Source organism: Saccharopolyspora rectivirgula DSM 43747 (assembly GCF_000497205.1).
GTDB lineage: Bacteria > Actinomycetota > Actinomycetes > Mycobacteriales > Pseudonocardiaceae > Saccharopolyspora > Saccharopolyspora rectivirgula.
The window spans coordinates 66,593-90,043 of sequence record NZ_AYJW01000007.1; the positions used below are offsets into that span (position 1 = coordinate 66,593).

Annotated in this window: 22 protein-coding genes; all 22 read left to right on the top strand. The window is 70.0% G+C overall.

Annotated features, from left to right (window positions below):
* Nucleotides 1-66 precede the first annotated feature (66 nt).
* On the top strand, nt 67-3,378 hold the full coding sequence (gene dacB / locus SREC43747_RS20170) for a D-alanyl-D-alanine carboxypeptidase/D-alanyl-D-alanine endopeptidase (protein WP_051387660.1): 3,312 nt from the start codon (nt 67-69) through the stop codon (nt 3,376-3,378).
* Between the two features lie 119 nt (nt 3,379-3,497).
* Nucleotides 3,498-4,562: a zinc-dependent metalloprotease gene (locus SREC43747_RS0103685; protein ID WP_269077926.1), complete on the top strand. Its 1,065-nt coding sequence runs from the start codon at nt 3,498-3,500 to the stop codon at nt 4,560-4,562.
* Nucleotides 4,563-4,607: 45 nt separating this feature from the next.
* Nucleotides 4,608-5,585 (top strand): tRNA lysidine(34) synthetase TilS, encoded by a 978-nt coding sequence (gene tilS / locus SREC43747_RS0103690; RefSeq protein WP_029719800.1) that lies wholly within the window; start codon nt 4,608-4,610, stop codon nt 5,583-5,585.
* 84 nt (nt 5,586-5,669) lie between these two features.
* Nucleotides 5,670-6,224 carry a hypoxanthine phosphoribosyltransferase gene (hpt, locus tag SREC43747_RS0103695; protein ID WP_029719801.1) on the top strand — a complete coding sequence of 185 codons (555 nt, stop codon included), beginning with the start codon at nt 5,670-5,672 and terminating at the stop codon, nt 6,222-6,224.
* A 257-nt stretch (nt 6,225-6,481) separates the two neighbouring features.
* A complete protein-coding gene (gene ftsH, locus SREC43747_RS0103700; protein WP_236623005.1) occupies nt 6,482-8,833 on the top strand; it encodes an ATP-dependent zinc metalloprotease FtsH in 2,352 nt (783 codons plus the stop codon).
* A gap of 86 nt (nt 8,834-8,919) precedes the next feature.
* Nucleotides 8,920-9,534 carry a GTP cyclohydrolase I FolE gene (gene folE / locus SREC43747_RS0103705; RefSeq protein ID WP_236623006.1) on the top strand — a complete coding sequence of 205 codons (615 nt, stop codon included), beginning with the start codon at nt 8,920-8,922 and terminating at the stop codon, nt 9,532-9,534.
* Nucleotides 9,534-10,382, top strand: coding sequence for a dihydropteroate synthase (folP, locus tag SREC43747_RS0103710; protein WP_029719804.1), 849 nt, complete (start codon nt 9,534-9,536; stop codon nt 10,380-10,382). Before folE ends, folP begins: the two co-directional genes overlap by 1 nt.
* Nucleotides 10,375-10,764, top strand: a complete 390-nt coding sequence (folB, locus tag SREC43747_RS0103715; RefSeq protein ID WP_029719805.1) for a dihydroneopterin aldolase — start codon at nt 10,375-10,377, stop codon at nt 10,762-10,764. The genes folP and folB overlap by 8 nt, the downstream gene beginning before the upstream one ends.
* Nucleotides 10,765-10,791: 27 nt before the next feature.
* Nucleotides 10,792-11,286, top strand: a complete 495-nt coding sequence (gene folK, locus SREC43747_RS0103720; RefSeq protein ID WP_029719806.1) for a 2-amino-4-hydroxy-6-hydroxymethyldihydropteridine diphosphokinase — start codon at nt 10,792-10,794, stop codon at nt 11,284-11,286.
* 122 nt (nt 11,287-11,408) lie between these two features.
* Nucleotides 11,409-11,873 carry a DUF3180 domain-containing protein gene (locus SREC43747_RS0103725; RefSeq protein WP_029719807.1) on the top strand — a complete coding sequence of 155 codons (465 nt, stop codon included), beginning with the start codon at nt 11,409-11,411 and terminating at the stop codon, nt 11,871-11,873.
* A gap of 252 nt (nt 11,874-12,125) precedes the next feature.
* Nucleotides 12,126-12,959: a DUF6779 domain-containing protein gene (locus SREC43747_RS0103730; protein ID WP_051387662.1), complete on the top strand. Its 834-nt coding sequence runs from the start codon at nt 12,126-12,128 to the stop codon at nt 12,957-12,959.
* Between the two features lie 53 nt (nt 12,960-13,012).
* The gene (locus tag SREC43747_RS0103735; RefSeq protein ID WP_029719809.1) at nt 13,013-14,251 is read left to right on the top strand and encodes a PrsW family intramembrane metalloprotease; all 1,239 of its coding nucleotides are present in this window, start codon (nt 13,013-13,015) and stop codon (nt 14,249-14,251) included.
* 124 nt (nt 14,252-14,375) lie between these two features.
* Entirely contained in the window at nt 14,376-15,275 is a 900-nt protein-coding gene (locus SREC43747_RS0103740) for a Rossmann-like and DUF2520 domain-containing protein (protein ID WP_029719810.1), read from the top strand.
* On the top strand, nt 15,272-16,177 hold the full coding sequence (gene panC, locus SREC43747_RS0103745; protein WP_029719811.1) for a pantoate--beta-alanine ligase: 906 nt from the start codon (nt 15,272-15,274) through the stop codon (nt 16,175-16,177). Before SREC43747_RS0103740 ends, panC begins: the two co-directional genes overlap by 4 nt.
* A gap of 35 nt (nt 16,178-16,212) precedes the next feature.
* Nucleotides 16,213-16,686, top strand: coding sequence for an aspartate 1-decarboxylase (gene panD, locus SREC43747_RS0103750; protein ID WP_029719812.1), 474 nt, complete (start codon nt 16,213-16,215; stop codon nt 16,684-16,686).
* A 27-nt stretch (nt 16,687-16,713) separates the two neighbouring features.
* Nucleotides 16,714-17,520, top strand: a complete 807-nt coding sequence (locus SREC43747_RS0103755) for a type III pantothenate kinase (RefSeq protein WP_029719813.1) — start codon at nt 16,714-16,716, stop codon at nt 17,518-17,520.
* Between the two features lie 135 nt (nt 17,521-17,655).
* Nucleotides 17,656-19,110: a lysine--tRNA ligase gene (lysS, locus tag SREC43747_RS0103760; RefSeq protein WP_037331278.1), complete on the top strand. Its 1,455-nt coding sequence runs from the start codon at nt 17,656-17,658 to the stop codon at nt 19,108-19,110.
* A 179-nt stretch (nt 19,111-19,289) separates the two neighbouring features.
* Nucleotides 19,290-19,637 carry a histone-like nucleoid-structuring protein Lsr2 gene (locus tag SREC43747_RS0103765; protein WP_029719815.1) on the top strand — a complete coding sequence of 116 codons (348 nt, stop codon included), beginning with the start codon at nt 19,290-19,292 and terminating at the stop codon, nt 19,635-19,637.
* A 249-nt stretch (nt 19,638-19,886) separates the two neighbouring features.
* Nucleotides 19,887-20,957, top strand: coding sequence for a FecCD family ABC transporter permease (locus SREC43747_RS0103770; RefSeq protein WP_029719816.1), 1,071 nt, complete (start codon nt 19,887-19,889; stop codon nt 20,955-20,957).
* A complete protein-coding gene (locus SREC43747_RS0103775) occupies nt 20,954-22,027 on the top strand; it encodes a FecCD family ABC transporter permease (protein WP_029719817.1) in 1,074 nt (357 codons plus the stop codon). Before SREC43747_RS0103770 ends, SREC43747_RS0103775 begins: the two co-directional genes overlap by 4 nt.
* Nucleotides 22,024-22,881: an ABC transporter ATP-binding protein gene (locus SREC43747_RS0103780; protein WP_029719818.1), complete on the top strand. Its 858-nt coding sequence runs from the start codon at nt 22,024-22,026 to the stop codon at nt 22,879-22,881. The genes SREC43747_RS0103775 and SREC43747_RS0103780 overlap by 4 nt, the downstream gene beginning before the upstream one ends.
* A 253-nt stretch (nt 22,882-23,134) precedes the next feature.
* Nucleotides 23,135-23,451, top strand: a 317-nt coding sequence (locus SREC43747_RS0103785; protein ID WP_306413764.1) for a Clp protease N-terminal domain-containing protein, incomplete at its 3' end; no start/stop codon positions are given.

The following is a 23,451-nucleotide window of genomic DNA, read 5'->3' on the forward strand; positions in this document are numbered from 1 at the left end:
GGAACCGGCGAACTCGCGTCGGGTGGAGACCGTCAGGACAATGCCAAACCGCAGCCAGATTGGCCGGTGGAGGACGCGGACCGGTCCCCCGCGAGCTCGGAAGCCCCCCCGCCGCAGCCGTCCGACGGCGCTGCCGAAGACGGCTCGGACGCCACCGCACCGCAGCAGAAGACGGCTTCCGCCGCAGAACCGGACACCGAACGGCAGGACGCCTCGCAGGAGGCCGAGCAGCGGGACGCCGACCAGGACCAAAGCTCTGAGCAAGGCGGTCAGGCCGCCGAGAGCGACTCCGACGAGAGCGACTCCGACGAGAGCGACTCCGAAGAGCAGCGCGACCAGGTAGAGGCCGGCGCAGATCGATCTTCCGCTCAGCGATCGGACGCCGGGGCAGCACCGTCCACCGACGCGGACGACGCCGGCGGGCCAGCGGAGCAGGCCTCCGAGGAGGACCGGTCCGAGGAGGGGGCCGAGCCGTCCGACGCCCAGCAGCAGAGCGCGGAGACCGGTGCGTCCAGCACCGCAGAACCCTCCGACACCGACACCGCTGAGCAGGAGGAGGCCGAGCCCGCCGAGGAGAGCGGGGCCAGCGACGCGGAGCCGGGCACCGCCGAAGCGACGGGCGACCGGGAAGCCGAGCCGCAGCCCGCGGCTGGCGAAGAGGCGGACTCCGGGGCCCCGGAGAACAGCACCGGTCCAGCCGAGCAGCCGGACTCGGACACCGAGCGACCGGCTGCTGAACAGCGGGAAGAGGCCGACACCGGAGCTGCCCAGCGGTCGAGTTCGGCGGCCGAGGGGAAGACCGCCGAGCCGGAGGAGGCCGAATCGGCCGAGCAGGCGGAAAAGGGCGCACCGGAGAAGGCCGGCGAGCAGGGGGAGGACGCCGAGCAGGCGGAAGCCGAACCCGCCGGGGCGGAGGAGGAGCCGGAGGAATCGGCCGACTCGGGGGAGGCGGAGAGCCCCGCCCCGGAGCAGGACGGCGAGGCCCCTCGGCAGGACGACGGCACCGACCAGTCGCAGCAGAGCGCCACCGAACAGCCGGAGTCGGAGGAGCGGTCCGAGCCCGGCGGAGAAGCGGGCGCTGGATCGAACGCGCCGGCGAAGTCCCAGGACAGCCCGGAGCAACCGACCGCGGCGGACGGAGCTGGAACTTCGGAGGAGAGCGGCGGAGGAGCGGAACCCGAGCGCGCTCCGGAGGAGGACTCCTCGGCCCGGCCGGAAGCAGGAGCTCCCGAGGAGAGCACTGACGAACCCGCGGCAGGCGCCGACGAGGAGAAGGGCGAGAGCGCTCGCTCGGACGAGACCGCCGACGACCAGGAACCGGAGCAGCAGGACGCGGCGTCGCCCGCCGCCGAGGACTCACCCGCTGAAGACCAGCGGACCACCTCGCCCGAGCAGGAAAGCGCCTCGACGGAGCAGCAGCGGGAGGAAGAGCGGACCGACGAGCAACCGGCGGTCGCAGCCGAGAGCACCTCGACCGACCAGCAGACCGATCGGTCGGCGGAGACCGCCGAGCAGTCCTCCGGCGAGCCCGCGGAGCAGGCCGACACCCGGTCTTCGGCTGCCGACGACGGCGAAACCACCCAGGTCATCCCGCGGGTGGTCGTCACCGAACCGCAGGCCGGGGAGCAGCCCACCGCGGGCCGGGAAGCCCCTCCGGCCACCGATGCGGAGCAGACCCAGCAGCTGGCTCCGGTCACCGCACCGGAGGAGACCGATTCGGAAAGAACCGCCCGGATCGACCTGAGGGAACTGCAGGACACCGCGCCCTCCGGTTTCCGGGCTCCTGCGGTGCCGCCGAACGGTGGGGGACGACCCCGTGGGAACCCGCAGCAGATGACAACGGGTGCGCCGCGGCCGGCTTCCCCGGAGGACTTCGCCGAGGTGCTGCGCGGCCAACCAGCACCGCCACCGGCCAAGCCCGCCCAGCCCGCGCCGCCGGCAGCGCCGCCGAGCAAGCCCCGGCAGCCTTCGGTGTTCGCCGGGCAGCAAACCCCGGAACCGCAGATCCCGGCCCGGCTCCGCCGCCGTCGCGGCCTGGTCCTCGCGGCAGTGGCGCTCGTCGCCGTGCTCGTCGTCGGGGTGGCGGTGGTCCCGGGGCTGGTTCGGCAGGCCTTGATCGCCGACCCGCCCGCCCCGGTGCAGCTGGAGCCGTCGATCAAGCCGCTGTCCGCGGACGCGCCCGCGCCCGGCCCGAACGCGCTGTCGGCCGCCTTGACCGACGAGCTGGCGAACCCGGCGCTGGGGCAGCTGGGCGGGATCGTGCTGGACCCGGTCACCGACGAGGTGCTGTGGCAGCAGAACGCCGACCAGGCGCTGGTTCCGGGTTCCACCGGGAAGCTGCTGACGGCCGGCGCCGTGCTGCTGTCCCTGGACCACCAGAAGCGGTTCACCACCAAGGTGGTGCGCGGCAGCACCCCGGGCAGCATCGTCATCGTCGGCGGAGGTGACCCGACGCTGACCACCCTCCCGGAGGGGCAGGAGTCGGTCTACCCCGGGGCGGCCCGGCTGGACGACCTGGTCCAGCAGCTCAAGCAGTCCGTCGGGGACAGCGTGGTGTCCGTGCAGGTGGACACCTCCCGGTACGCGGGCCCCAAGTTGGCCCCCGGGTGGTTGCCGCAGGACGTCCCGGCCGGCTACATCGCCCCGATCGAACCGGTGATGCTCGACGGGGCGCGGCAGGACCCGCAGCTGGACACCAGCCCCCGCAGCCAGACCCCAGCGCTGGACGTCGCCAAGCGGGTCGCCGCCGCGTTCGGGACGACCCAGGTCTCCGAGGGCGAGGCACCGCAGAACGCCGAGGTGCTCGCCGAGGTCCAGTCCCCGACGGTGCGGGAGCTGACCGAGGTCATGCTGCAGCGCTCGGACAACGTGCTCGCCGAGACCTTGGCGCGGGAAGTGGCCATCGCCAACGGGAACGCACCGACCTTCGAAGGGGCGACCAAGGCGATCCGGCAGGTGCTCCAGCGCCACGGCATCGAGCTGGGCCAGACCTCGATGGTGGACGGCAGCGGGCTTTCGCTCGACGACCGGATGTCCTCGAAGGTGCTCGGGAACCTGCTGTCGGTGGCCACCGAACCGGCCAGTCCGGAAGGCGGGTTGTCGGAGGAGTCGGCGAAGCTGCGTGCGCTGCTGCTCGGGCTGCCGGTGGCCGGCGGCACCGGAAGCCTCGCCGGCCGGTTCACCGACGAACCCGGCAAGGGCTGGGTGCGGGCCAAGACCGGGACGCTGGAAGGCGCCAACAGCTTGGCCGGAATGCTGGTCACCGCCGACGGGCGGCTGCTGGTGTTCGCCCTGATCTCCAACGGGACCAGCAGGGACGCATCCCGGGCCGCACTGGACGACCTGGTCAGCGCGATCCAGCAGTGCGGCTGTCGGTGAAGCGCCGGATTCAGCCGCGTTGAGCAGGCTAATCGGCCGGGCTGTGGGGTACCGTCGGTCGTGTGAACGCCCGCCTCACCACTCCATCGCCTGCCCCAGCTGCCGCATCTTCCCGGCAGCTGCCGTTGGACTGGGACGTCGCGGTCGGCACCGCGGTCCGGCTGATGCCGTCCGGACCGGACGTGCCGCGCGGAGAAGCCGCGGAGGCCGTGCGGTCCCTGCGGCGGTTCAGCGCGGAAGCCGAGACCTACGTCCGGGAAGTGACCGGGCTCGGCGAGCACCTGCCCGTCGTCCAGGGAGACGTGGTGGACCGGCCGGCCTGGGTGCGGGGAGCCGCGCAGGGCCTGGCCGACCTCACCGACGCCGCCATGCTCACGGCGGGGGCGGCGGAGCTGCGCCAGAGCGATCTCTTCGGCGCGCTCAGCTCGCGCAGCGCCGGCATGCAGGCGGGAGTGGTGCTGTCCTACCTGGGCACCAAGGTCCTCGGGCAGTTCGACCCGTACGGCCCGCCCCACCAGGACGGGCAGGTGGGCCGACTGCTGCTGGTGGCCCCGAACATCGTCGCCGCCCAGCGGGCCTTGGGCGTGCCGGGCGACGACTTCCGCATGTGGGTGTGCCTGCACGAATCCACCCACCGGCTGCAGTTCAACGCGGTGCCGTGGTTGCGCGCGCACTTCACCGAATCGCTGGGCACGCTGCTGGCCGAGATGGAGGGGACGACCGGCGACCTGCTCGCCCGGGTGCCCCAGATGTTCCGGCAGGCGCGCGCGTCCCGGCTGGAGGGGAGCACCAGCCCCGGCATGCTGGGCCTGGTGGAGCTGCTGCAGACGCCGAGCCAGCGGGCTGCCCTGGACCGGGTGATCGCCCTTTCCACCCTGTTGGAGGGGCACGCCGATCACGTGATGGACGCGGTGGGCCCGAAGGTGGTGCCCAGCGTGGCCACCATCCGCTCGCGCTTCACCGACCGGCGCAAGGGCGGCGGGTTGCTGGACCGGATCCTGCGCAGCCTGCTCGGGGTGGACGCCAAGATCCGCCAGTACGCGCAGGGGGCTGCTTTCACCAGCAAGGTGGTCGAAGCGGTCGGCATGGACGGGTTCAACGCGGTGTGGACCTCGCCCGAGCACCTGCCCACCCGCGCGGAGATCCAGCAGCCCGCGGTGTGGCTGCGGCGGGTGCACGGCTGAACGCCCGGCCGCGGCCAGCGGTGGAGCGGGGGCGAGAATCGCGGGGTGCCTCCTGAGCGTGCTGTGAGCGAAATCCGCACCGCCGTGCGGCGGTTGCTGGACTCCCCGGAAGCCGCCCCGTTCCGGGGCGCTCCGCTGGCGGTGGCCTGCTCCGGTGGTGCTGATTCCCTGGCACTGGCGGCCGCTGCCGTGCACGTCGCGCACCGGCGCGGGGGCGAGGTGCGCGGTTTGGTGGTCGACCACGGGCTGCAGGAGGGCTCCGCCGAGGTGGCGGCCGCCGCGGCGGAGCAGCTGGAGCGGCTGGGCTGCGACGGGGTCGAGGTCATCGGGGTTTCGGTCACCGGGAACGGCGGGATGGAGGCCGCTGCCCGGCGGGCCCGCTACGCGGCGCTGCGCCAGCACCGCCCGGAGAACGGGCTGGTGCTGCTCGGCCACACCCTCGACGACCAAGCGGAGACGGTGCTGTTGGGACTGGGCAGGGGGTCCGGTCCGCGGTCGATCGCCGGCATGCGCCCGCTGGATCCGCCGTGGGCGCGTCCGCTGCTGGGGGTCCGGCGCCGGACCACGTTGGAGGCCTGCCGGGCGTTGGGGCTGCGGCCGTGGCAGGACCCGCACAACTCCGACCTCCGGTTCACCCGTGTGCGATTGCGCACAGAGGTGCTGCCGCTGCTGGAGCAGGTGCTGCAGGGCGGGGTCCGCGAAGCGCTGGCCCGCACGGCTCGTCAACTGCAAGAAGACGAGGAAGCGCTGGATGCTGTGGCCGCTCGGGTGCGGTCGGAAGTGGAGACCGGGGAGGGGTTGGACGCCGGGATGCTGGCTGAGTCGCCAGCAGCCGTCCGGCGTAGAGTCCTGCGGGACTGGTTGTTGGCCCGCGGCGTCACCGAGGTCTCGGACGCGCACCTGCGGAGCGCGGACCGCTTGGTGGCGGCGTGGCGTGGTCAGGGCGGGCACGCCCTCCCGGGCGGGTTTGTGCTGCACAGGTCCCGTGGCACGCTCTTACTGCGAGTGGCGGAGCCCCGGTAGGCTCGATGGCTGCTTGACCGGTTGCGGGGTCCGGGCGTGCGAGCGCCAGATGTCGAGTTCAGTCGGGAGAGGGGAAGCCGGGCCGTGTATGACGGCGACATTGCCTCGGTGCTCATCACCGAGCAGCAGCTCAAGGACAAGGTTGCTGAACTGGCGAAGCGGGTTGCCGACGACTACCAGGACGTCACGGGGGACTTGCTGCTGGTCGGTGTGCTCAAGGGCGCGGTCATGTTCATGACCGACTTCGCCCGGGCCTTACCGCAGCCGGCGCAACTGGAGTTCATGGCCGTCAGCTCCTACGGCTCCTCCACCTCTTCCTCCGGGGTGGTCCGGATCCTCAAGGACCTGGACCGGGACATCGCCGACCGGCACGTGCTGATCGTCGAGGACATCATCGACTCCGGTCTGACGCTGTCGTGGCTGCTGAAGAACTTGAGCTCGCGCAACCCGGCGTCGCTGGAGGTGTGCACGCTGCTGCGCAAGCCCGACGCGGTGCAGGTGGACGTGCCGGTGAAGTACGTCGGTTTCGACATCCCCAACGAGTTCGTGGTCGGCTACGGGCTCGACTACGCCGAGCGCTACCGTGATCTGCCTTACATCGGCACACTCGACCCCAAGGTCTACACGTCTGGTGTCTGAGGGGTCGGGCACGTCGGCGGTCGCCCGACGTGTCCGGATGAACACCCAGCGCTGCAGATCAGTGGTGGTTTTGCTGCGGTGTGCCCGGTTTTGCCGGTCGAGTTGCATGTAACCTGGCGTTCGCGCGCTGCTCGCCCGTGGTGTAGCCGTCCGCCGGCCCGGTACGCTGGTCGGAAGGGGTTGACGGCCGGAGCCGAGCATGCCGTTGGCCGAAGTAGCACTCAGGGAGGGTCGAGGCCGCCCGCGGCCGCAAGTGAATGGACCGAAAGCGCCTGCTCCGAAACCCGCTGCTGTGGATCCTGACAGCGTTCCTGCTGATCTACGGCTTCAGCGTGCTCTTTGACGAGACCCGCGCCTACCGCGAGGTCTCGACTTCGCAGGCCCTCGAGCAGATCGCCCAGGGTCGGGTGGCCGAGGCCACCATCGAGGACAAGGAGCAGCGGGTCCGGCTGACTCTCAGGGAAGGTCAGCAGTTCGAAGGCAGCAACCGGTTGATCGCCCAGTACCCGGCTGGGGCGACCGACCAGGTGGTCACCGAGATCCGCAACGCTGGCATCGACAACTGGAACACCCGCGTCACCCAGGACTCGTTCTGGGTGCAGATGTTGTTCTACCTGGTCCCCATCGGCCTGCTCGTGCTGCTGCTGATGTGGATGATGAACAACGTCCAAGGCGGCGGGAACCGGGTGCTGAACTTCGGCAAGTCCAAGGCCAAGCAGCTCACCAAGGACATGCCCAAGACCATGTTCTCGGACGTCGCGGGCGCCGACGAGGCGGTCGAGGAGCTGCAAGAGATCAAGGACTTCCTGCAGAACCCCGGTCGCTACCAGGCGCTCGGCGCGAAGATCCCCAAGGGTGTGCTGCTCTACGGTCCGCCCGGCACCGGTAAGACCTTGCTGGCCCGCGCCGTGGCCGGCGAGGCCGGTGTGCCGTTCTACTCCATCTCCGGTTCCGACTTCGTCGAGATGTTCGTCGGTGTCGGCGCCTCCCGCGTTCGCGACCTGTTCGAGCAGGCCAAGCAGAACGCGCCGTGCATCGTCTTCGTGGACGAGATCGACGCGGTCGGTCGCCAGCGCGGTGCTGGTCTCGGCGGTGGCCACGACGAGCGCGAGCAGACCCTGAACCAGCTGCTGGTCGAGATGGACGGGTTCGACTCGCGCGGTGGGATCATCCTCATCGCGGCGACGAACCGGCCGGACATCCTGGACCCGGCGCTGCTGCGCCCGGGCCGCTTCGACCGGCAGATCCCGGTGTCCGCACCGGACCTGCGGGGCCGTCGCGCCATCCTCGGCGTGCACTCCAAGGGCAAGCCGCTGGCGCAGGACGTGGACCTGGACGCGCTGGCGAAGCGCACCGTCGGCTTCTCCGGTGCCGACCTGGAGAACGTGGTGAACGAGGCCGCGCTGCTGACCGCCCGGGAAGGCGGGCAGCTGATCACCGCCGCGGCGTTGGAAGAGGCGGTGGACCGGGTCATCGGTGGTCCGCGCCGCAAGACGAAGATCATCTCGGAGCGCGACAAGAAGATCACCGCCTACCACGAGGGCGGGCACGCGCTCGCCGCGTGGGCGATGCCGGACCTGGAGCCGGTGTACAAGCTGACGATCCTGCCGCGCGGTCGCACCGGCGGGCACGCGCTCGTCGTCCCGGAGGACGACAAGGACATGCTGACCCGCTCGGAGATGATCGCCCGGCTGGTGTTCGCGCTCGGCGGTCGCTCCGCCGAGGAGCTGGTCTTCCACGAACCGACCACCGGCGCCTCCAGCGACATCGAGCAAGCCACCAAGATCGCCCGGGCGATGGTCACCGAGTACGGCATGACCGCCCGGCTGGGCGCGGTCAAGTACGGCAAGGAGGAGGGCGACCCGTTCCTGGGCCGCACCGCCGGCCAGCAGCCGAACTACTCGCTCGAGGTGGCCCACGAGATCGACGAGGAGGTGCGCCGGCTGATCGAGGCGGCGCACACCGAGGCGTGGGAGATCCTCAACACCTACCGCGACGTGCTCGACAACCTGGTCCTCGAGCTGATCGAGAAGGAGACGCTCAACCGCAAGGACCTGGAGCGCATCTTCGCCGGCGTCAAGAAGCGCCCCCGGATCACCGCGTTCAACGACTTCGGCGGTCGTACGCCGTCGGACAAGCCCCCGATCAAGACCCCGGGTGAGCTGGCCATGGAGCGCGGAGAACCGTGGCCGCCGGAGGAGAAGAAGGAAGAGGAGAAACCCGCTCAGCCCGAACCGGCTCAGGTGGGCAGCCAGAACGGCGCCCAGCCGAGCCAGGGCCAGGCTCCGACGCCGACCGGGACTGGGGCTCCGGGAACCATCCAGTTCCAGAACCCGGCTTCCGGGCAGCAGTTACCGCACGCGGTTCCGCCGAACTACGGTGCGCCGCCCGGGTGGACTCCGGCGACCTCCCCGTCGCAGCCCAGCGGCTACCAGGGCGGCCAGTACAACTGGGTGCCGTCCTGGGAACGCGGCCAGCAGCAGGCGCAGCAGGCCAAGCCGGAGGGCGGTGACCAGTCCGGCCCGTCGTCGACATCCCAGGGTGGTTCGTCGGGGGCTGAGCAGAACGCAGATTCGCCCAAGGACAGCGGCGACGGCACCACCCGCTGACTCCGGCGTCGTAGGACCAGGGTCAGTGGGGCCGTGAGCCGGGGAGGAACAACAAATTGACCAGCGTGGTCGGAGAGCCGTTCGGTTTGGACGACGAGGACGAACTCCAGCCGGACGGCTCGGCAAACGTGCGCGAATTCGACCAGCAGCGTGCCGAGGCAGCGATTCGCGAGCTGCTCCTCGCCGTGGGCGAGGACCCGGACCGGGAGGGTTTGCAGGAGACGCCTGCGCGCGTGGCGCGGGCGTACCGGGAGCTGTTCGCCGGGCTGCACACCAATCCGGACCGCGTGTTGGACAAGACCTTCGACGAGTCCCACGAGGAGCTGGTGCTGGTCCGGGAGATCCCGGTCTACTCGACCTGTGAGCACCACCTGCTGCCCTTCCACGGGATGGCGCACATCGGATACATTCCCAACGACCAGGGCCGGGTCACCGGGTTGTCCAAGCTGGCCCGGTTGGTGGATCTGTACGCCAAGCGTCCGCAGGTTCAAGAGCGGCTGACCTCGCAGGTCGCCGATGCGCTGGTGCGCCGGCTGCAGCCGCGGGGTGTCATCGTGGTCATCGAGGCCGAGCACTTGTGCATGGGGATGCGCGGTGTGCGGAAGGCGGGGGCGATCACCACGACTTCGGCGGTGCGCGGTATTTTCCGCAGCTCCACGTCGTCCCGCGCCGAGGCGTTGTCACTGATTAGAGGGAAGTAATGCACGCACTGCTGCCGAACCCACCCCGGTGCGCCGTGATGGGCGTGCTGAACGTGACCCCCGATTCCTTCTCGGACGGGGGGCGTTACCTGGATCGGGCGGATGCGGTCGCGCACGGCGTGGGAATGCACCGGATGGGTGCGGACATCATCGACGTCGGTGGTGAGTCGACGCGTCCGGGCTCGGAGCGGGTCGATGCGGAGACCGAGATCAAGCGGGTGGTCCCGGTCGTGCAGGAGCTGTCGGCGGCGGGCGTGCCGGTGAGCGTGGACACCACCCGGGCCGAGGTGGCGGAAGCCGCCGCCGCTGCTGGCGCCGCGGTGATCAACGACGTTTCCGGTGGTCGGGCCGATCCCGACATGGTGCGGGTCGCCGCGGAGACCGGCCTGCCGTGGATCCTGATGCACTGGCGCGGGCACAGCCGCAACATGAACGAGCTGGCCACCTACCAGGACGTGGTGGCCGAGGTCCGCGACGAGCTGATGCAGCAGGTGGACGCGGCGCTGGCGGCCGGGGTGTCCGAAGAGGCGATCGTGCTGGACCCGGGGCTGGGGTTCGCCAAGACCGCCGAGCACGACTGGAAGCTGCTGCAGAACCTCGAGGTGTTCGTCGGGCTGGGCTTCCCGGTCCTGGTCGGGGCGTCCCGCAAGCGCTTCCTCGGCCGACTGCTGGAGGGCCTGGACGGGACCCCGCGGCCCCCGTTGGGCCGGGACGTGGCCACCGCGGTGGTCTCCGCGCTGGCGGCGGACCGCGGGGCGTGGGGCGTGCGGGTGCACGACGTGCGCGGTTCCCTGGACGCGGTGGCGGTCACGGCCGCGTGGCGCAGCGGGGGTGGCCCGGTTGGCTGACCGGATCACGTTGACCGGGTTGAAGGTCCGCGGCAACCACGGGGTCTTCGACCACGAGAAGCGGGACGGCCAGGAGTTCGTCGTCGACCTGACGCTGTGGATCGACCTGGGGGACGCGGCTCGGGACGACGACCTGTCCAAGACCGTGGATTACGGCGAGCTCGCCAAGCGCGCGGCGCAGATCGTCTCCGGTCCGCCGCGGGACCTGATCGAGACCGTGGCGGCGGAGGTGGCCGACGAGATCATGACCGATCAGCGGGTCTTCGCCACCGAGGTCACCATTCACAAGCCGGCTGCGCCGATCCCGCTGGAGTTCGCGGACGTGGCGGTCACCATCCGGCGGTCGCGCCGGGGCGGGCGCGGTAATGTCGTCCCGGCTTGACGGGCTGTTGACGGCGGAGGGGTCGGTATGAGCAGGGCTGTGCTTTCCCTCGGGTCCAACCTCGGGGACCGGCTCGGTCATCTGCGGCTGGCCGTTTCCGGATTCGCCGCCGAGCTGGTCGCGGCGTCCCCCGTGTACGAGACCGAGCCGTGGGGGGTCACCGACCAACCGGACTTCCTCAACGCGGTGATCGTCGTGGAGTCGGCCGAGCTGGACCACTGGGGTTGGCTGCGCCGCGGGCAGGAGCTCGAGCAGCAGGCCGGTCGGCGCCGGGAGAAGCGCTGGGGCCCGCGCACGCTCGACGTGGACGTGGTGACGGTGGACGACGTCCGCAGCGATGACCCCGAGCTGCTGCTGCCCCACCCGGGCACGCCCAGCCGGGCCACGGTGCTGATCCCCTGGTTGGCGGTGGACCCGGAGGCGGAGCTGCCGGGGCACGGTCGGGTCGCCGATTTGGTGGACCGGTTGCCCGCTGCGGACATCGATGCGGTGCGGCTCCGCGAGGACTTGGTGCTGCGCTGAACCGCCGGCGGTCTTCCACCCGGTGATCGGGGTGGCCGGTGGCGTGATCGGCCGCGGCCACCGGTGGCCGGCCGCGTTCCGAATGGGATGCTGGGGACGTGGCACCTCGACAGGTACAGCGCATGCAGTTCACCCAGCCCCGACACCTGTTGGCGGCCGGGGTCGTCGCCCTGGTGCTGGGGCACCTGGGCGCTCGGTTCGCCTACGGCGGGCTGCCGCCGCTGCCGCTGCTGGCCGGGGTGACGTTGTTGCTGATCGCGGCGATCGACTTGGTGCTGGCGTTGAACTTCCGGCCGCGGATCCAGCGTCGCCCGGGGACGGAGCCGGTGAACGCGCTCACGGCCGCGCGAGCGGTGGCGTTGGCGAAGGCCTCTTCGATGGTGGGCGCGATCATGGCCGGGGCGTGGATCGGCCTGCTGATCTACCTGCTGCCGCTGTTGGGGCGGGTCGTGGTGGCGCAGTCGGACGCGGCGGCTGCGGGGATCGGTCTGGTGTCGGCGGGCGCGTTGATCGGCGCGGGGTTGTGGTTGGAGAACTGCCTGCGCAATCCGGACGAGCCCGAGGACGAGGACGAAGAAGAGGAATAGTGATCACTATTCGTGTTGGCTGATCGCCGCAATTTTTGATCGATCGCTCCGAAGTGTGGCGCTGTAGCCACGATCGGTTTCGGTTTTCCGCCATTCACTCCCGGATCGTGGTGCTCTCTGACGAAAGTGGAGGTACGTCACTGCTTTTCAGGTCTCAACAAGATAAAGAAAAGGTACCGTAGTGGCATGTCCGAAAGCGGCGGCACTGAAAACACCTCATTGCGCTCTAGAATTCTGTGGATTGGGGCTGTTGTGCTGGCCGCTGCGGCCACGGCGGTCCTGGTGCTCAGCAACGACGCTCGGCTGCTCCGGCTCGGATTGGTGGCCGCGTTATGGGCGGCGATGGCAGGTGCTTTCGCGGTGGCGCACCTGCGGCAGCGACTGGCGGAAAAGGACCGGGTGGTAGCGGAGCGCCAGCGGATTTACCAGCTGGAGCTGGAAAAGGAAATCGCGGCCCGTCGGGAATTCGAGGCGGAAGCGGAAGCCCAGGCGCGGCGGGAAGTCGCTGAGGAGCACGACGCGCAGCTGAAGGAACTGCGGGAAGAGCTGGGGCGGTTGCGCTCTGTGCTGGAGCAGGTCCTCGGTGGAGATGTCCTCTTCGAACGCGTTGCGCTGCGCGCCGAGTCGACCCGGGTGCGGTCCCTCGCCGAGCACGGTCAGCCCCGCGGCAACGTGTTCGCGCAGCGTCCGGAGCAGGAAGCGCTCTCCGCCAGCGGTGCTCGGGCCGTTCCGCCCGCGGCGCAAGCGGTTGGCCGGATGACCGCCGGTGTTCCGCAGCGTCCGAAGGAGCCGGTGACGCAGCGGATTTCGCCGGTGCAGCAGTCCGCGGTGGCGCAGTCGGCGGAGCCGAACCGGCCGGACCGGGCCAACTACCGGACGGGGCAACAAGTACGTTCTGCCTCGTTCGCCGGAAATGTCCAAACTGGACCGGTGCAGTCTCCGGCCCGCCCGAAGTCCGATTCGAGCGAATCGGGCGAGTTGGACGTGGAAGCCGGTGCGCACACCGCGGGGACCTCGGTGCGGGAACTGCTCGCCGCCTACGGCGCGACGTCGAGCGGGCAACGCCGTCGTCGTCGACGGGCCTGAGTTCCCCAGGGTCTCTCGGGCGGGCGCGCTGCTACTTCTTTAGGGTTCTGGTTGTGACGAGCGATCTCCCGGGGGCCGCAGCCGACCTTTCCGGTGCCCGTCGGCTCCAGACGCGCAAGCACCACGCTGTCGGTTGGCCGGTCGCAGGCCTGATCGTGCTGGGCATCTGCGGCTTGGCCATGGTCGGGGTCACCACGTCCAAAGTGGGGGCGCTGCCGGCCCTGGTGGGGGCGGCGGTGGCCTTGCTCCCGGTGGGGCTGGTGTTCGCCGCCATCGTCTGGCTCGACCGGTGGGAGCCGGAACCACCGCTGCTGCTGCTCGGCGCGTTCCTGTGGGGCGTGGGCGGGGCGACGGCCTGCGCGCTGCTGCTCAACGACGCGGTCACCGGGATCAGCGATTTCCTGCTCGGCGGCACCAGCCAGCAGTTCTTCTCCCGGGCGGTGATGGCTCCGCTGGTGGAGGAGGCGGCCAAGGCGCTCTTCGTGGTGGCCCTGTGGTTCCGGCGCCGTTCGGAGTTCAACGGCCTGGTGGACGGCATCGTCTACGCCGCGCTGACCGCCGCGGGGTTCGCCTTCACCGAGAACATCCTGTACTTCGGCAAAGCCTTCGCCGAAGGCGGTTTGGGCGGGGTCAGCGGCGGCGTGGTGGCGGTCTTCCTGCTGCGTGGCGTGCTGGCGCCGTTCTCCCACCCGCTGTTCAGCGCGATGATCGGCATCGGCATCGGTCTGGCGGCGCGCACCCGGGACAACAGGCTGCGAGTGCTGTACCCGGTGGCCGGATACTTCTCCGCGGTGCTGCTGCACGGGGTGTGGAACGCGGCGACGCTGCTCGGCGGCACGGAGTTCCTCAACGTCTACTTCCTGATCATGGTGCCGATCTTCCTGGGCACCGGCTGGCTGGTGGTGTGGCAGCGCAAGCGGGAGCAGCAGATCGTCGCCGAGCAGCTGCCGGTGCTGCTGCGGGCCGGTCTGATCGTGCGCAGCGAGATGGAGATGCTGACCTCGCTGGCCGGGCGGCGGGGCTGGCTGCGCAAGGTGCGGCGCAGCGCGGGCGCGGAGGCGGCCCGGGCGGTGCGGGACTACCAGATCGCGGTGACCGAGCTGGCGTTCCTGCAGCACCGGGCGCAGAACGGGTTGACCACGAGCGCCGCGCGCCGGGCCCGCCGGGAACAGCTGATCGAGGAGCTCAAGCAGGCCCGCCGGTCTGCCACGGGGAACGAGCAGGCCATTCAGACCGCGCGGATAAAGATCAACGAGTTGACGCGGGCGGTGCGCCGACCGCCGCGCTCCTGACGGGGACCCGGTTCCGTGGCGCTGGCCACCTGCGTGTCCCGGCGCTGCTCCGGGCGAGCTACTCTCGCGCTGCTGTCCGGTACCCGAGGAGCGGGACTGGAACGGTTGGGAGGACGACGTGGCGGTGTCTGCTGGCCGCACCCGCCCCAGGCTGAGGATCGGCGTGATCTCCGCCGGTCGTGTCGGGGCGGTGCTCGGTGCGGCGTTCCAGCGTGCGGGACATCGGGTCACCGCGGTCTCCGCGGTCTCGGACGCGTCGCTGCGGCGGGCCGAGGCGCTGTTGCCCGATGTCGAGGTGCGACCGCCGGACGAGGTGGCGGCCCAGGCCGACCTGGTGCTGCTGGCGGTCCCGGACGACGCGATCTCCGGTTTGGTGCGCGGCCTGGTCGCCACGCAGTCGCTGCGATCCGGCCAGATCCTGGTGCACACCAGCGGTGCTCACGGGGTGGGAGTGCTGCAGCCGGCCGCTGAGATCGGGGTGTTGACGGTCGCCATGCACCCGGCGATGACCTTCACCGGTCGTTCCGAGGACGTGCAGCGGCTGGCGACGGCCTGCATGGCGATCACCGCTGCCGAGCAGGACGAGGCGGGCTGGAGCGTCGCCGAGGCGCTGACCCTGGAGCTCGGCATGGAGCCGGTGCGCATCCGGGAGGAGCACCGGCGCCTGTACCACACGGCACTCGCGCACGGGGCGAACCACTTGATCACGCTGGTCAACGAGTGCGCTGAGCTGCTCTCCCAGGCCGGGGTGGAAGTTCCCGACCGGGTCATGGCGCCGATCTTGTCCGCTTCGCTGGACAACGCGTTGCGGCTGGGGGATCGGGCGATCACCGGACCGGTGATGCGCGGTGACGCCGGTACGGTGGCGGCTCACCTGCAGGAACTGCACCGGACCAGCCCGGAGACCGTGCCCGGTTACCGGGCGATGGCGAGGCGAACCGCGGACCGCGCGGAGCGGGCGGGGATCCTCCGCCCCGATGCTGCTGTCGAGGTCCGCTCGGTCATAGACCAGGAGGGATCATGAACGCGTTCGGTCAGGTCGGGGCGGGCCCCGGTTTCCGGGCCGGGGAGTTGACGGTGCACCGCAAACCTGCCGAACTGGCGAAGGTGACCCGCGCGCTGCGGGCCACCGGCCGCCCGATCCACTTGGTGCCGACGATGGGGGCGCTGCACCGGGGGCATCTGGAGCTCATCAGCCGGGCCCGCCGGGACATCAACGCCGTCACCGTGGTGTCGATCTTCGTCAACCCGCTGCAGTTCGGTCCGGACGAGGACTTCGACCGCTACCCGCGGCAGCTGGAGGAAGACCTGGCCGCTTGCCGGGAGGCGGGGGTCGAGCTGGTGTTCGCGCCCAGCGTGGAGGACATGTACGGCTCCGACCCGATGGTCAAGGTGCACGCCGGTCCGCTGGGCGACGAGCTGGAGGGCAGGTTCCGCCCCGGGCACTTCGACGGCATGCTCACGGTCGTGCTGAAGCTGTTCAACATCGTCCGCCCGGACCTGGCGTTCTTCGGGGAGAAGGACTACCAGCAGCTGGTGCTGATCCGCCGGATGGCGCGGGACCTGAACCTGGACACCAAGGTCCAGGGCATTCCCACGGTGCGCGAACCCGATGGGCTGGCGATGTCGTCGCGCAACGCGTACCTGACCGACGAGCAGCGCGAAGCGGCTCGGGCGCTGTCCGCCGCCCTGGCCGCCGGGGCCCACGCCGCTGCGGGCGGTCCTGACGCGGTGCTGCGGGCGGCGCGCGAGGTGTTGGACGCCGAACCGGCGCTGGAACTGGACTACCTCGAGCTGCGCGACCCGGAGCTGGGCCCGGTGCCGCCGGAGGGCGGCAAGGCCCGCTTGCTGGTGGCCGCGCGGCTCGGTTCCACCAGGCTGATCGACAACGCCGCGGTGCTGCTCGGCCCGGCCGACGCGTCCTGATCAGCGGCGGACGCAGCGAAACGGAGGGATCTGCGATGTTCCGCACCATGCTCAAGTCCAAGATCCACCGCGCCACGGTGACCCAGGCGGACCTGCACTACGTGGGGTCGGTGACGGTGGACGCTGATCTGATGGACGCTGCTGACCTGCTGGAAGGCGAGCAGGTCACGATCGTGGACGTCACCAACGGGGCCCGCCTGGAGACCTACGTGATCGCCGGGGAGCGCGGTTCCGGGGTGATCGGCATCAACGGCGCCGCAGCCCACCTGGTGTTCCCGGGCGACATCGTGATCCTGCTGTCCTACGGCGTGATGGACGAGCTGGAGGCCCGCTCGGTCAAGCCGAGGGTCGTCTTCGTGGACGAGGACAACAGGATCGTGGAGCGCGGGCACCACCCCGGCACGGCTCCCGAGGGGAGCGGCCTGGTCAGCGCGGGCAGCGCCGACTCGGCCGCCGAGACCGACGACGCGGCGAAGCTGGACGCGCTGCTGCAGCAGCCCGAGCACTGACGGAACTGCGAGCGGAAGGGCGGAGCGGTGCTGCTGGCCATTGACGTCGGTAACACCAATGTGGCGCTCGGGCTGTACGACGACGGCCCCGAGGCCTCCGGCGGATCCCTGCGCACGACGCTGGTCCGCGACTGGCGGATGCGGACCGAGCCCCGGATGACCTCCGACGAGCTGGCCTTGGCGATGCGCGGGCTGCTGGGCGACTACGTCGACCAGGTCACCGGGGTCGCTGCGCTTTCCACGGTGCCGACGCTGCTGCGGGAACTGCGGGTGATGCTGTCCCGCTACTGGAGCGATGTGCCGCACGTGGTGGTCGAGCCCGGGGTGCGCACCGGGGTTCCGCTGCTGGTGGACAACCCGAAGGAAGTCGGCGCGGACCGGGTGATCAACACCATGGCCGCGCACCACCTGCACGCCACGAACTGCGTGGTGGTGGATTTCGGCACGTCGACGAACGTCGACGCGATCTCGGCCAAGGGCGAGTTCCTGGGCGGGGCGTTCGCGCCGGGCATCGAGATCTCCCTGGACGCGCTGGCCGCGCGGGCCGCTCAGCTGCGCAAGGTGGAGTTGTTGCGGCCGCGTTCGGTGATCGGCAAGAACACGGTGGAGTGCCTGCAGTCGGGGATCGTGTTCGGCTTCGCCGGGCAGGTCGACGGCTTGGTGCGGCGGATCGTCGCCGAGTTGGAGGAGGCGCACGGCGGGCCGACGGCGGTGCTGGCCACCGGGGGGTTGGCGCCGCTGGTGGTCGCCGAGTCGCAAACGATCCAGCACCACGTGCCGGACCTGACCCTGCTGGGGTTGCGGCTGGTCTTCGAGCGCAATTTCCGGCGATGACCCCATCGCGTGGTGGGAGCCGCTGATGAACAAGCCTGGTGGCAAGGGTCGGTGGAACGAAACGTACCCTTGGTGGCCGTGACAGACCAGGACCGTCCTAACACCGTTGACACTCCCGATGACCTGCCGGAACAGATGCGGATTCGGCGGGAGAAGCGGGAACGCCTGCTGGCCGCCGGTATCGAGCCCTACCCGGTGAAACTGCCGATCACGCACAGTCTGGCGGAGGTCCGGGCCGCTCACCCGGATCTGCCGCCGGACACGAGCACCGGTGAGCGGGTCGGGGTGGCCGGCCGGGTGATGTTCCTGCGCAACACCGGGAAGCTCTGCTTCGCCACGTTGCGCGCCGGAGATGGTACTGAGCTCCAGGCGATGCTGAGCCTGAAGCAGGTCGGTGAGGAGTCTCTGGCGTCCTGGAAGACCGAAGTCGACATCGGTGACCACGTCTTCGTGGCCGGCGAGGTGATCACCTCGCGGCGCGGTGAGCTGTCGGTGATGGCCGACGAGTGGCGGATGGCCGCCAAGGCGCTGCGCCCGCTGCCGGTCATGCACAAGGAGCTCAGCGAGGAAACCCGGGTCCGGCAGCGCTACGTCGACCTGATCGTGCGCAAGCAGGCCGCGGAGACGGTGCGCACTCGCGCCGCCGTTCAGCGTTCGCTGCGGGATTCGCTCAACGGTCGCGGTTATGTCGAGGTGGAAACACCGATGCTGCAGACCTTGCAGGGTGGTGCTGCGGCGCGGCCATTCGTCACGCACTCGAATGCTTTCGACATCGACCTGTATTTGCGCATTGCGCCGGAGCTGTATCTGAAGCGCTGCGTGGTCGGCGGTATCGAGAAGGTATTCGAGATCAACCGGAACTTCCGCAACGAGGGAAGTGATTCATCGCACTCCCCCGAGTTCGCGATGCTGGAGTTCTACGAGGCCTACGCCGATTACAACGACATGGCCGAACTGACCCGGCGCATTATTCAGGAAGCCGCGGAAAGGGTCACCGGATCGCAAGTCGTCACCTGGTACGACGGCACCGAGTACGACTTGTCCGGTGAGTGGGCTTCGATCACCATGTACGGCTCCTTGTCGGAGGCGCTGGGGACGGAGATTACTCCGGAAACTCCGGTCGAGACTTTGCGCAAGTACGCCGACGAGCACGGTGTGCAGGTCGATTCGTCGTTCGGCCACGGAAAGCTCGTCGAAGAGCTTTGGGAACACCTCGTCGGGAATCATTTGCACGCTCCGACCTTCGTGCGCGATTTCCCGGTCGAGACCTGCCCGCTGACCAGGCAGCACCGCGAGCAGCCCGGAGTGGCCGAGAAATGGGACCTTTACGTCCGCGGTGTTGAGCTGGCCACCGGCTACTCGGAGTTGGTGGACCCGGTGGTGGAGCGTGCCCGGCTGGAGGAGCAGGCCCGTTTGGGGGCGGCCGGGGACGAGGAGGCTATGCCGGTTGACGAGGACTTTCTGCGTGCCCTCGAGTACGGAATGCCACCTTCCGGTGGAGTTGGAATGGGGATTGACCGGTTGCTGATGGCTTTGACCGGCCTCGGTATCCGGGAGACGATCCTGTTCCCGCTTGTTCGGCCGGAATGAGTCGTGGCCGTCACCGAGAAATTCTCGACAGCGGTGAGTGCGTTAATGTAGTTGCTGCGCTAGCCTGAACTCGAGAATGTTCTTGGTGACGGCTATTGGCGTACTCGCAAGGGAGTGTGCTCCCGGGAGATGGTCGCTGTCCCGTTAATGCACAATTCGCTCCGGGGAGGATCTCGAAGATGGCGCAGAAGGTAACCGTAACCCTTGTCGACGATCTGGACGGTGGCCAGGCCGACGAAACTGTCGAGTTCGGTTTGGACGGGGTCAATTATCAGATTGACCTCTCCGCCGAGAATGCCGCTGAGCTGCGGGAGGCTTTGGCCGACTACGTTTCTCACGCGCGGCGGGCCGGTGGCCGCAAGAAGCCGGGTCCGCGGCAGGGGACTGCGCGTTCCGGCGGCTCCACGGCTGCGGACCGTGAGCAGAATCAGGCTATTCGGGAATGGGCGCGCAAGCAGGGGCTGAAAGTTTCCGATCGCGGCCGCATCCCGGCGGATATCGTCGAGAAGTACCACAAGGCCCGCTGAGGTCCTGGGCATTCGGCGGGAGGCGTTCCGCGGCGGGTGCGCGGGCGCCTCTCGCTGTGATTTGTTCGGTTTTCTCCCGCTGGACGAACTTTTTGCGCGCGGTTAAGCGGGCGGAAAGACATTCTTCGGTTTTCCGCCGAAGGTTGCGCAGCGCATTGTGATACCGGCCATTCGACGAACCTCTGTCGCTCGAGCTTAGGTGGTCCTAACCTAAGTACGGCGAACCTGGCTTGAGCAAGGGAGAGGAACGTGAGTCGCAGCGGGACCGTCCGTCCCGACCGCGGGCACCCGGCGGCCACCGGTGTGACTCGGCTGCAACAGCGCCGTCGCCGCCGCCTGGCCGGGCTCGGCGCCTTGCTGGCGCTGCTGGTGATCAGCTGCCTGCTGAGCGTGGCGGTGGGCGCGAAGAGCATCCCGCTCGCCGATGTCTGGGCCGCCCTGACGGCACCGACCGGCACCGAGAACGACTTGATCGTGCGCGAGCTGCGCATCCCGCGCACCGCGGTGGGGGTGCTGGCCGGGGTTTGCCTGGGCGTGGCCGGTGCGCTGATGCAGGGCCACACCCGAAACCCGATCGCCGACCCCGGCATCCTCGGCATCACCCACGGTGCTGCCGTCGCGGTCGTGCTCGCCGTCTACACCGCCGGTGTGACCACCCTGCTGGGTTATGTGTGGTTCGGCTTCGCCGGCGCGCTGCTCGGCGCTGCGGCGGTCTTCACCATCGGCTCGCTCGGCGGCCGGGGCGGACCGACCCCGGTGACCTTGGCCCTCGCCGGCATGGCGATCAGCTACCTGCTGCAGGCGATCACCTCCGCGCTGGTGCTCACCGACCAGCAGAGCCTGGACACCTACCGGTTCTGGAAGGTGGGTTCGGTGGCGATCACCGACACCCAGGTGATCGCCCAGGTGACTCCGTTCCTGCTGGTCGGCCTGGTGCTCGCGCTGGCCAACTCGGTCAGCCTCAACGCCCTGTCGCTGGGGGAGGACGTCGCCAGGTCGTTGGGGCACCGGGTGAAGTGGGCCCGCCGGACGGGCATCCTCGCCATCTCGGTGCTCGTCGGCGGGACCGTCGCCATCTGCGGGCCGATCGGTTTCGTCGGGCTCATCGTGCCGCACGTGGCCAGGTTCTTCACCGGCGCCGACTACCGCTGGCTGCTGCCGTTCGCCGGGTTGTCCGGCGGCTCGCTGGTGCTGCTGGCGGACGTGCTGGGCCGGGTCGTCGCTCGTCCGTCGGAGGTGCAGGTCGGGGTGATGCTGGCGATGGTCGGGGCGCCGTTCTTCATCGCCTTGGTGCGCCGCCGGAAGTTGGTGCGGTTGTGAGCCAGGTGAAAGTACCCACCCGTCGTCCGCTGCGGGTCGGGCCGGCGTCCGCGGTGCTGCGGTGGCGGCCGCTGCTGGTGCTGCTGGGCAGCCTGGTGGTGCTGCTGGCCGCGTTCGTGGTCAACATCGGTCTCGGCGAGTACCCGATCAGCCCCGCCCAGGTGCTGGCCACCCTGCTGGGGTCCGGGGACCGCGCCGACAACGTGATCGTCTGGGAACTGCGGATGCCGCGGTCGCTGACCGCGCTGCTGGTGGGAGCGGCGCTGGGACTGGCCGGTGCGCTCACCCAGACGCTGGCCCGCAACCCGCTGGCCAGCCCGGACATGCTGGGGATCACGTGGGGTGCGGGCACCGCGGCGACCGCGGTCATCGTGTTCGGCGGCGCTGCCGGCAGCGCCGCCGGGATGCTCGCCCAGCTCGGGTTGCCGCTGGTCGCGCTGCTCGGTGGGCTGCTCACCGGACTCGCGGTCTACCTGCTGGCCTACCGGCGGGGAGTGGACAACTACCGGCTGGTCCTGGTGGGCGTCGGGGTCAGCGCCCTGGCCGGCAACGCGACGTACTGGTTGCTGTCGGTGGGGGACGTCAACGACGCCGGGCGGGCCATGGTGTGGCTCACCGGCAGCCTCAACGCCCGCGGCTGGGAGCACGTGGGGCCGGTGGCGGTCGCGCTGCTGGTGGTGGTCCCGCTGACGCTGCTCGGCGCGCACGTGCTGGGGGCCCTGCAGTTCGACGACGACACCATCCGCGGGCTGGGCGTGCGGATGACCGCGGCCCGCGCGGCGATGCTGCTCAGCGCGGTCGCCCTGGCCTCGATCGCCACCGCCGCGGCCGGGCCGGTCCAGTTCGTGGCGCTGGCCACGCCGCAGATCGCCCTGCGGCTCTCCCGCACTTCCCGCCCGCCGCTGCTGGCTTCGCTGGTGCTGGGGGCCGTGCTGGTGGTGGCGTCGGACGTGATCGCCCGCACCGCCTTCGGCGCGCTGGAGCTGCCGGTCGGCGTCGTCACCGCGATCCTGGGCGGCCCGTACTTGATCTACCTGCTCGTCCGTCGGTACCGGGAGGTCCGCGCATGACCGCTCACGCCGCTTCCACCAGGCCGTCGGAGGCCACCGGTGACGCCCGGCGCCAGCGCCTGCGAGCGCAGGGGCTGCAGCTCTCCTACGGCGACCGGGTGATCGTCGACGACCTCGACCTCGAGGTGCTCGACGGCACGGTCACCGCGATCATCGGGCCGAACGGGTGCGGGAAGTCCACGCTGCTGCGCGCGCTCGGCCGGCTGCTGCAGCCGACCCGGGGCAGCGTGCTGCTGGACGGCAAGCAGATCCACAAGATGCCGACCAAGCAGGTGGCCAAGGTCCTCGGGCTGCTGCCGCAGTCGCCGGTGGCGCCGGAGGGGCTGACCGTCGCCGACCTGGTGGCCCGCGGACGGCACCCGCACCAGGCCTGGTACCGGCAGTGGTCCTCGGACGACGAGAGCGCGGTCGCCGACGCGCTGGAGCTGACCGGCATCGCCGAACTGGCCGACCGGGCGTTGGACGAGCTGTCCGGCGGCCAGCGCCAGCGGGCCTGGATCTCCATGGCGCTGGCGCAGGGCACCGACCTGCTGCTGCTGGACGAGCCGACCACCTACCTCGATCTTTCCCACCAGGTGGACGTGCTGGAGCTGGTGAACCAGCTGCACGCGGAGAACGGTCGTACGGTGGTGATGGTGCTGCACGACTTGAACCTGGCGGCCCGCTACGCCGATCGGCTCGTCGCGATGAAGGACGGGGCGGTCGTGGCCGAGGGAGAGCCGGGAGAAGTGCTCACCGAGGCCCTGCTGGCGGAGGTGTTCGGGCTGTCCGCGAAGGTTGTCCCGGATCCGGTGGCGGGTACCCCGATGGTGGTGCCGGTCGGCGGCCGCAGGGTCCTGGACAAGGCCGATTGACCGGCGGCGGGCTCCTGTTCGCGCTGAGCGGAATACCCGTTCGGAGGGGGAGTCGGCCGGAATGTCGCAGGCCAGCGCATTGTTGCAGCTGGCGTCAGACAAGAATGTGTGCAGTAGGTCATCAGCGGGCACAGACTGCGACCGGGTGGGGCTACTAGAGTGGTCCAGAGAGTGCTGAAACCCGTCGTGGGCATCGGCGAACAGGAGCCGTGTCCCGGTACTGGACCGCCGGCGCAGCAGTCAGGGAGTGCGAATGTTCGAAAGGTTCACCGACCGCGCGAGGCGGGTGGTTGTCCTGGCCCAGGAGGAGGCCAGGATGCTCAACCACAACTGCATCGGCACCGAGCACATTCTCCTGGGCTTGATCCACGAGGGTGAGGGTGTCGCCGCCAAGGCGTTGGAGTCGCTGGGTATAGCGCTTGAGGGCGTGCGCCAGCAGGTCGAGGAGATCATCGGCCAGGGTCAGCAGGCCCCGAGCGGTCACATCCCGTTCACCCCACGGGCGAAGAAGGTGCTGGAGCTGTCGCTGCGCGAGGCGCTGCAGCTCGGGCACAACTACATCGGCACCGA

Coding starts and splice junctions, on each gene's coding strand:
- ftsH (WP_236623005.1), top strand. CDS start 6,482: ATGGACCGAAAGCGCCTGCTCCGAAACCCGCTGCTGTGGATCCTGACA.
- folP (WP_029719804.1), top strand. CDS start 9,534: ATGCACGCACTGCTGCCGAACCCACCCCGGTGCGCCGTGATGGGCGTG.
- folK (WP_029719806.1), top strand. CDS start 10,792: ATGAGCAGGGCTGTGCTTTCCCTCGGGTCCAACCTCGGGGACCGGCTC.
- SREC43747_RS0103725 (WP_029719807.1), top strand. CDS start 11,409: ATGCAGTTCACCCAGCCCCGACACCTGTTGGCGGCCGGGGTCGTCGCC.
- panC (WP_029719811.1), top strand. CDS start 15,272: ATGAACGCGTTCGGTCAGGTCGGGGCGGGCCCCGGTTTCCGGGCCGGG.
- panD (WP_029719812.1), top strand. CDS start 16,213: ATGTTCCGCACCATGCTCAAGTCCAAGATCCACCGCGCCACGGTGACC.
- lysS (WP_037331278.1), top strand. CDS start 17,656: ATGCGGATTCGGCGGGAGAAGCGGGAACGCCTGCTGGCCGCCGGTATC.
- SREC43747_RS0103765 (WP_029719815.1), top strand. CDS start 19,290: ATGGCGCAGAAGGTAACCGTAACCCTTGTCGACGATCTGGACGGTGGC.
- SREC43747_RS0103780 (WP_029719818.1), top strand. CDS start 22,024: ATGACCGCTCACGCCGCTTCCACCAGGCCGTCGGAGGCCACCGGTGAC.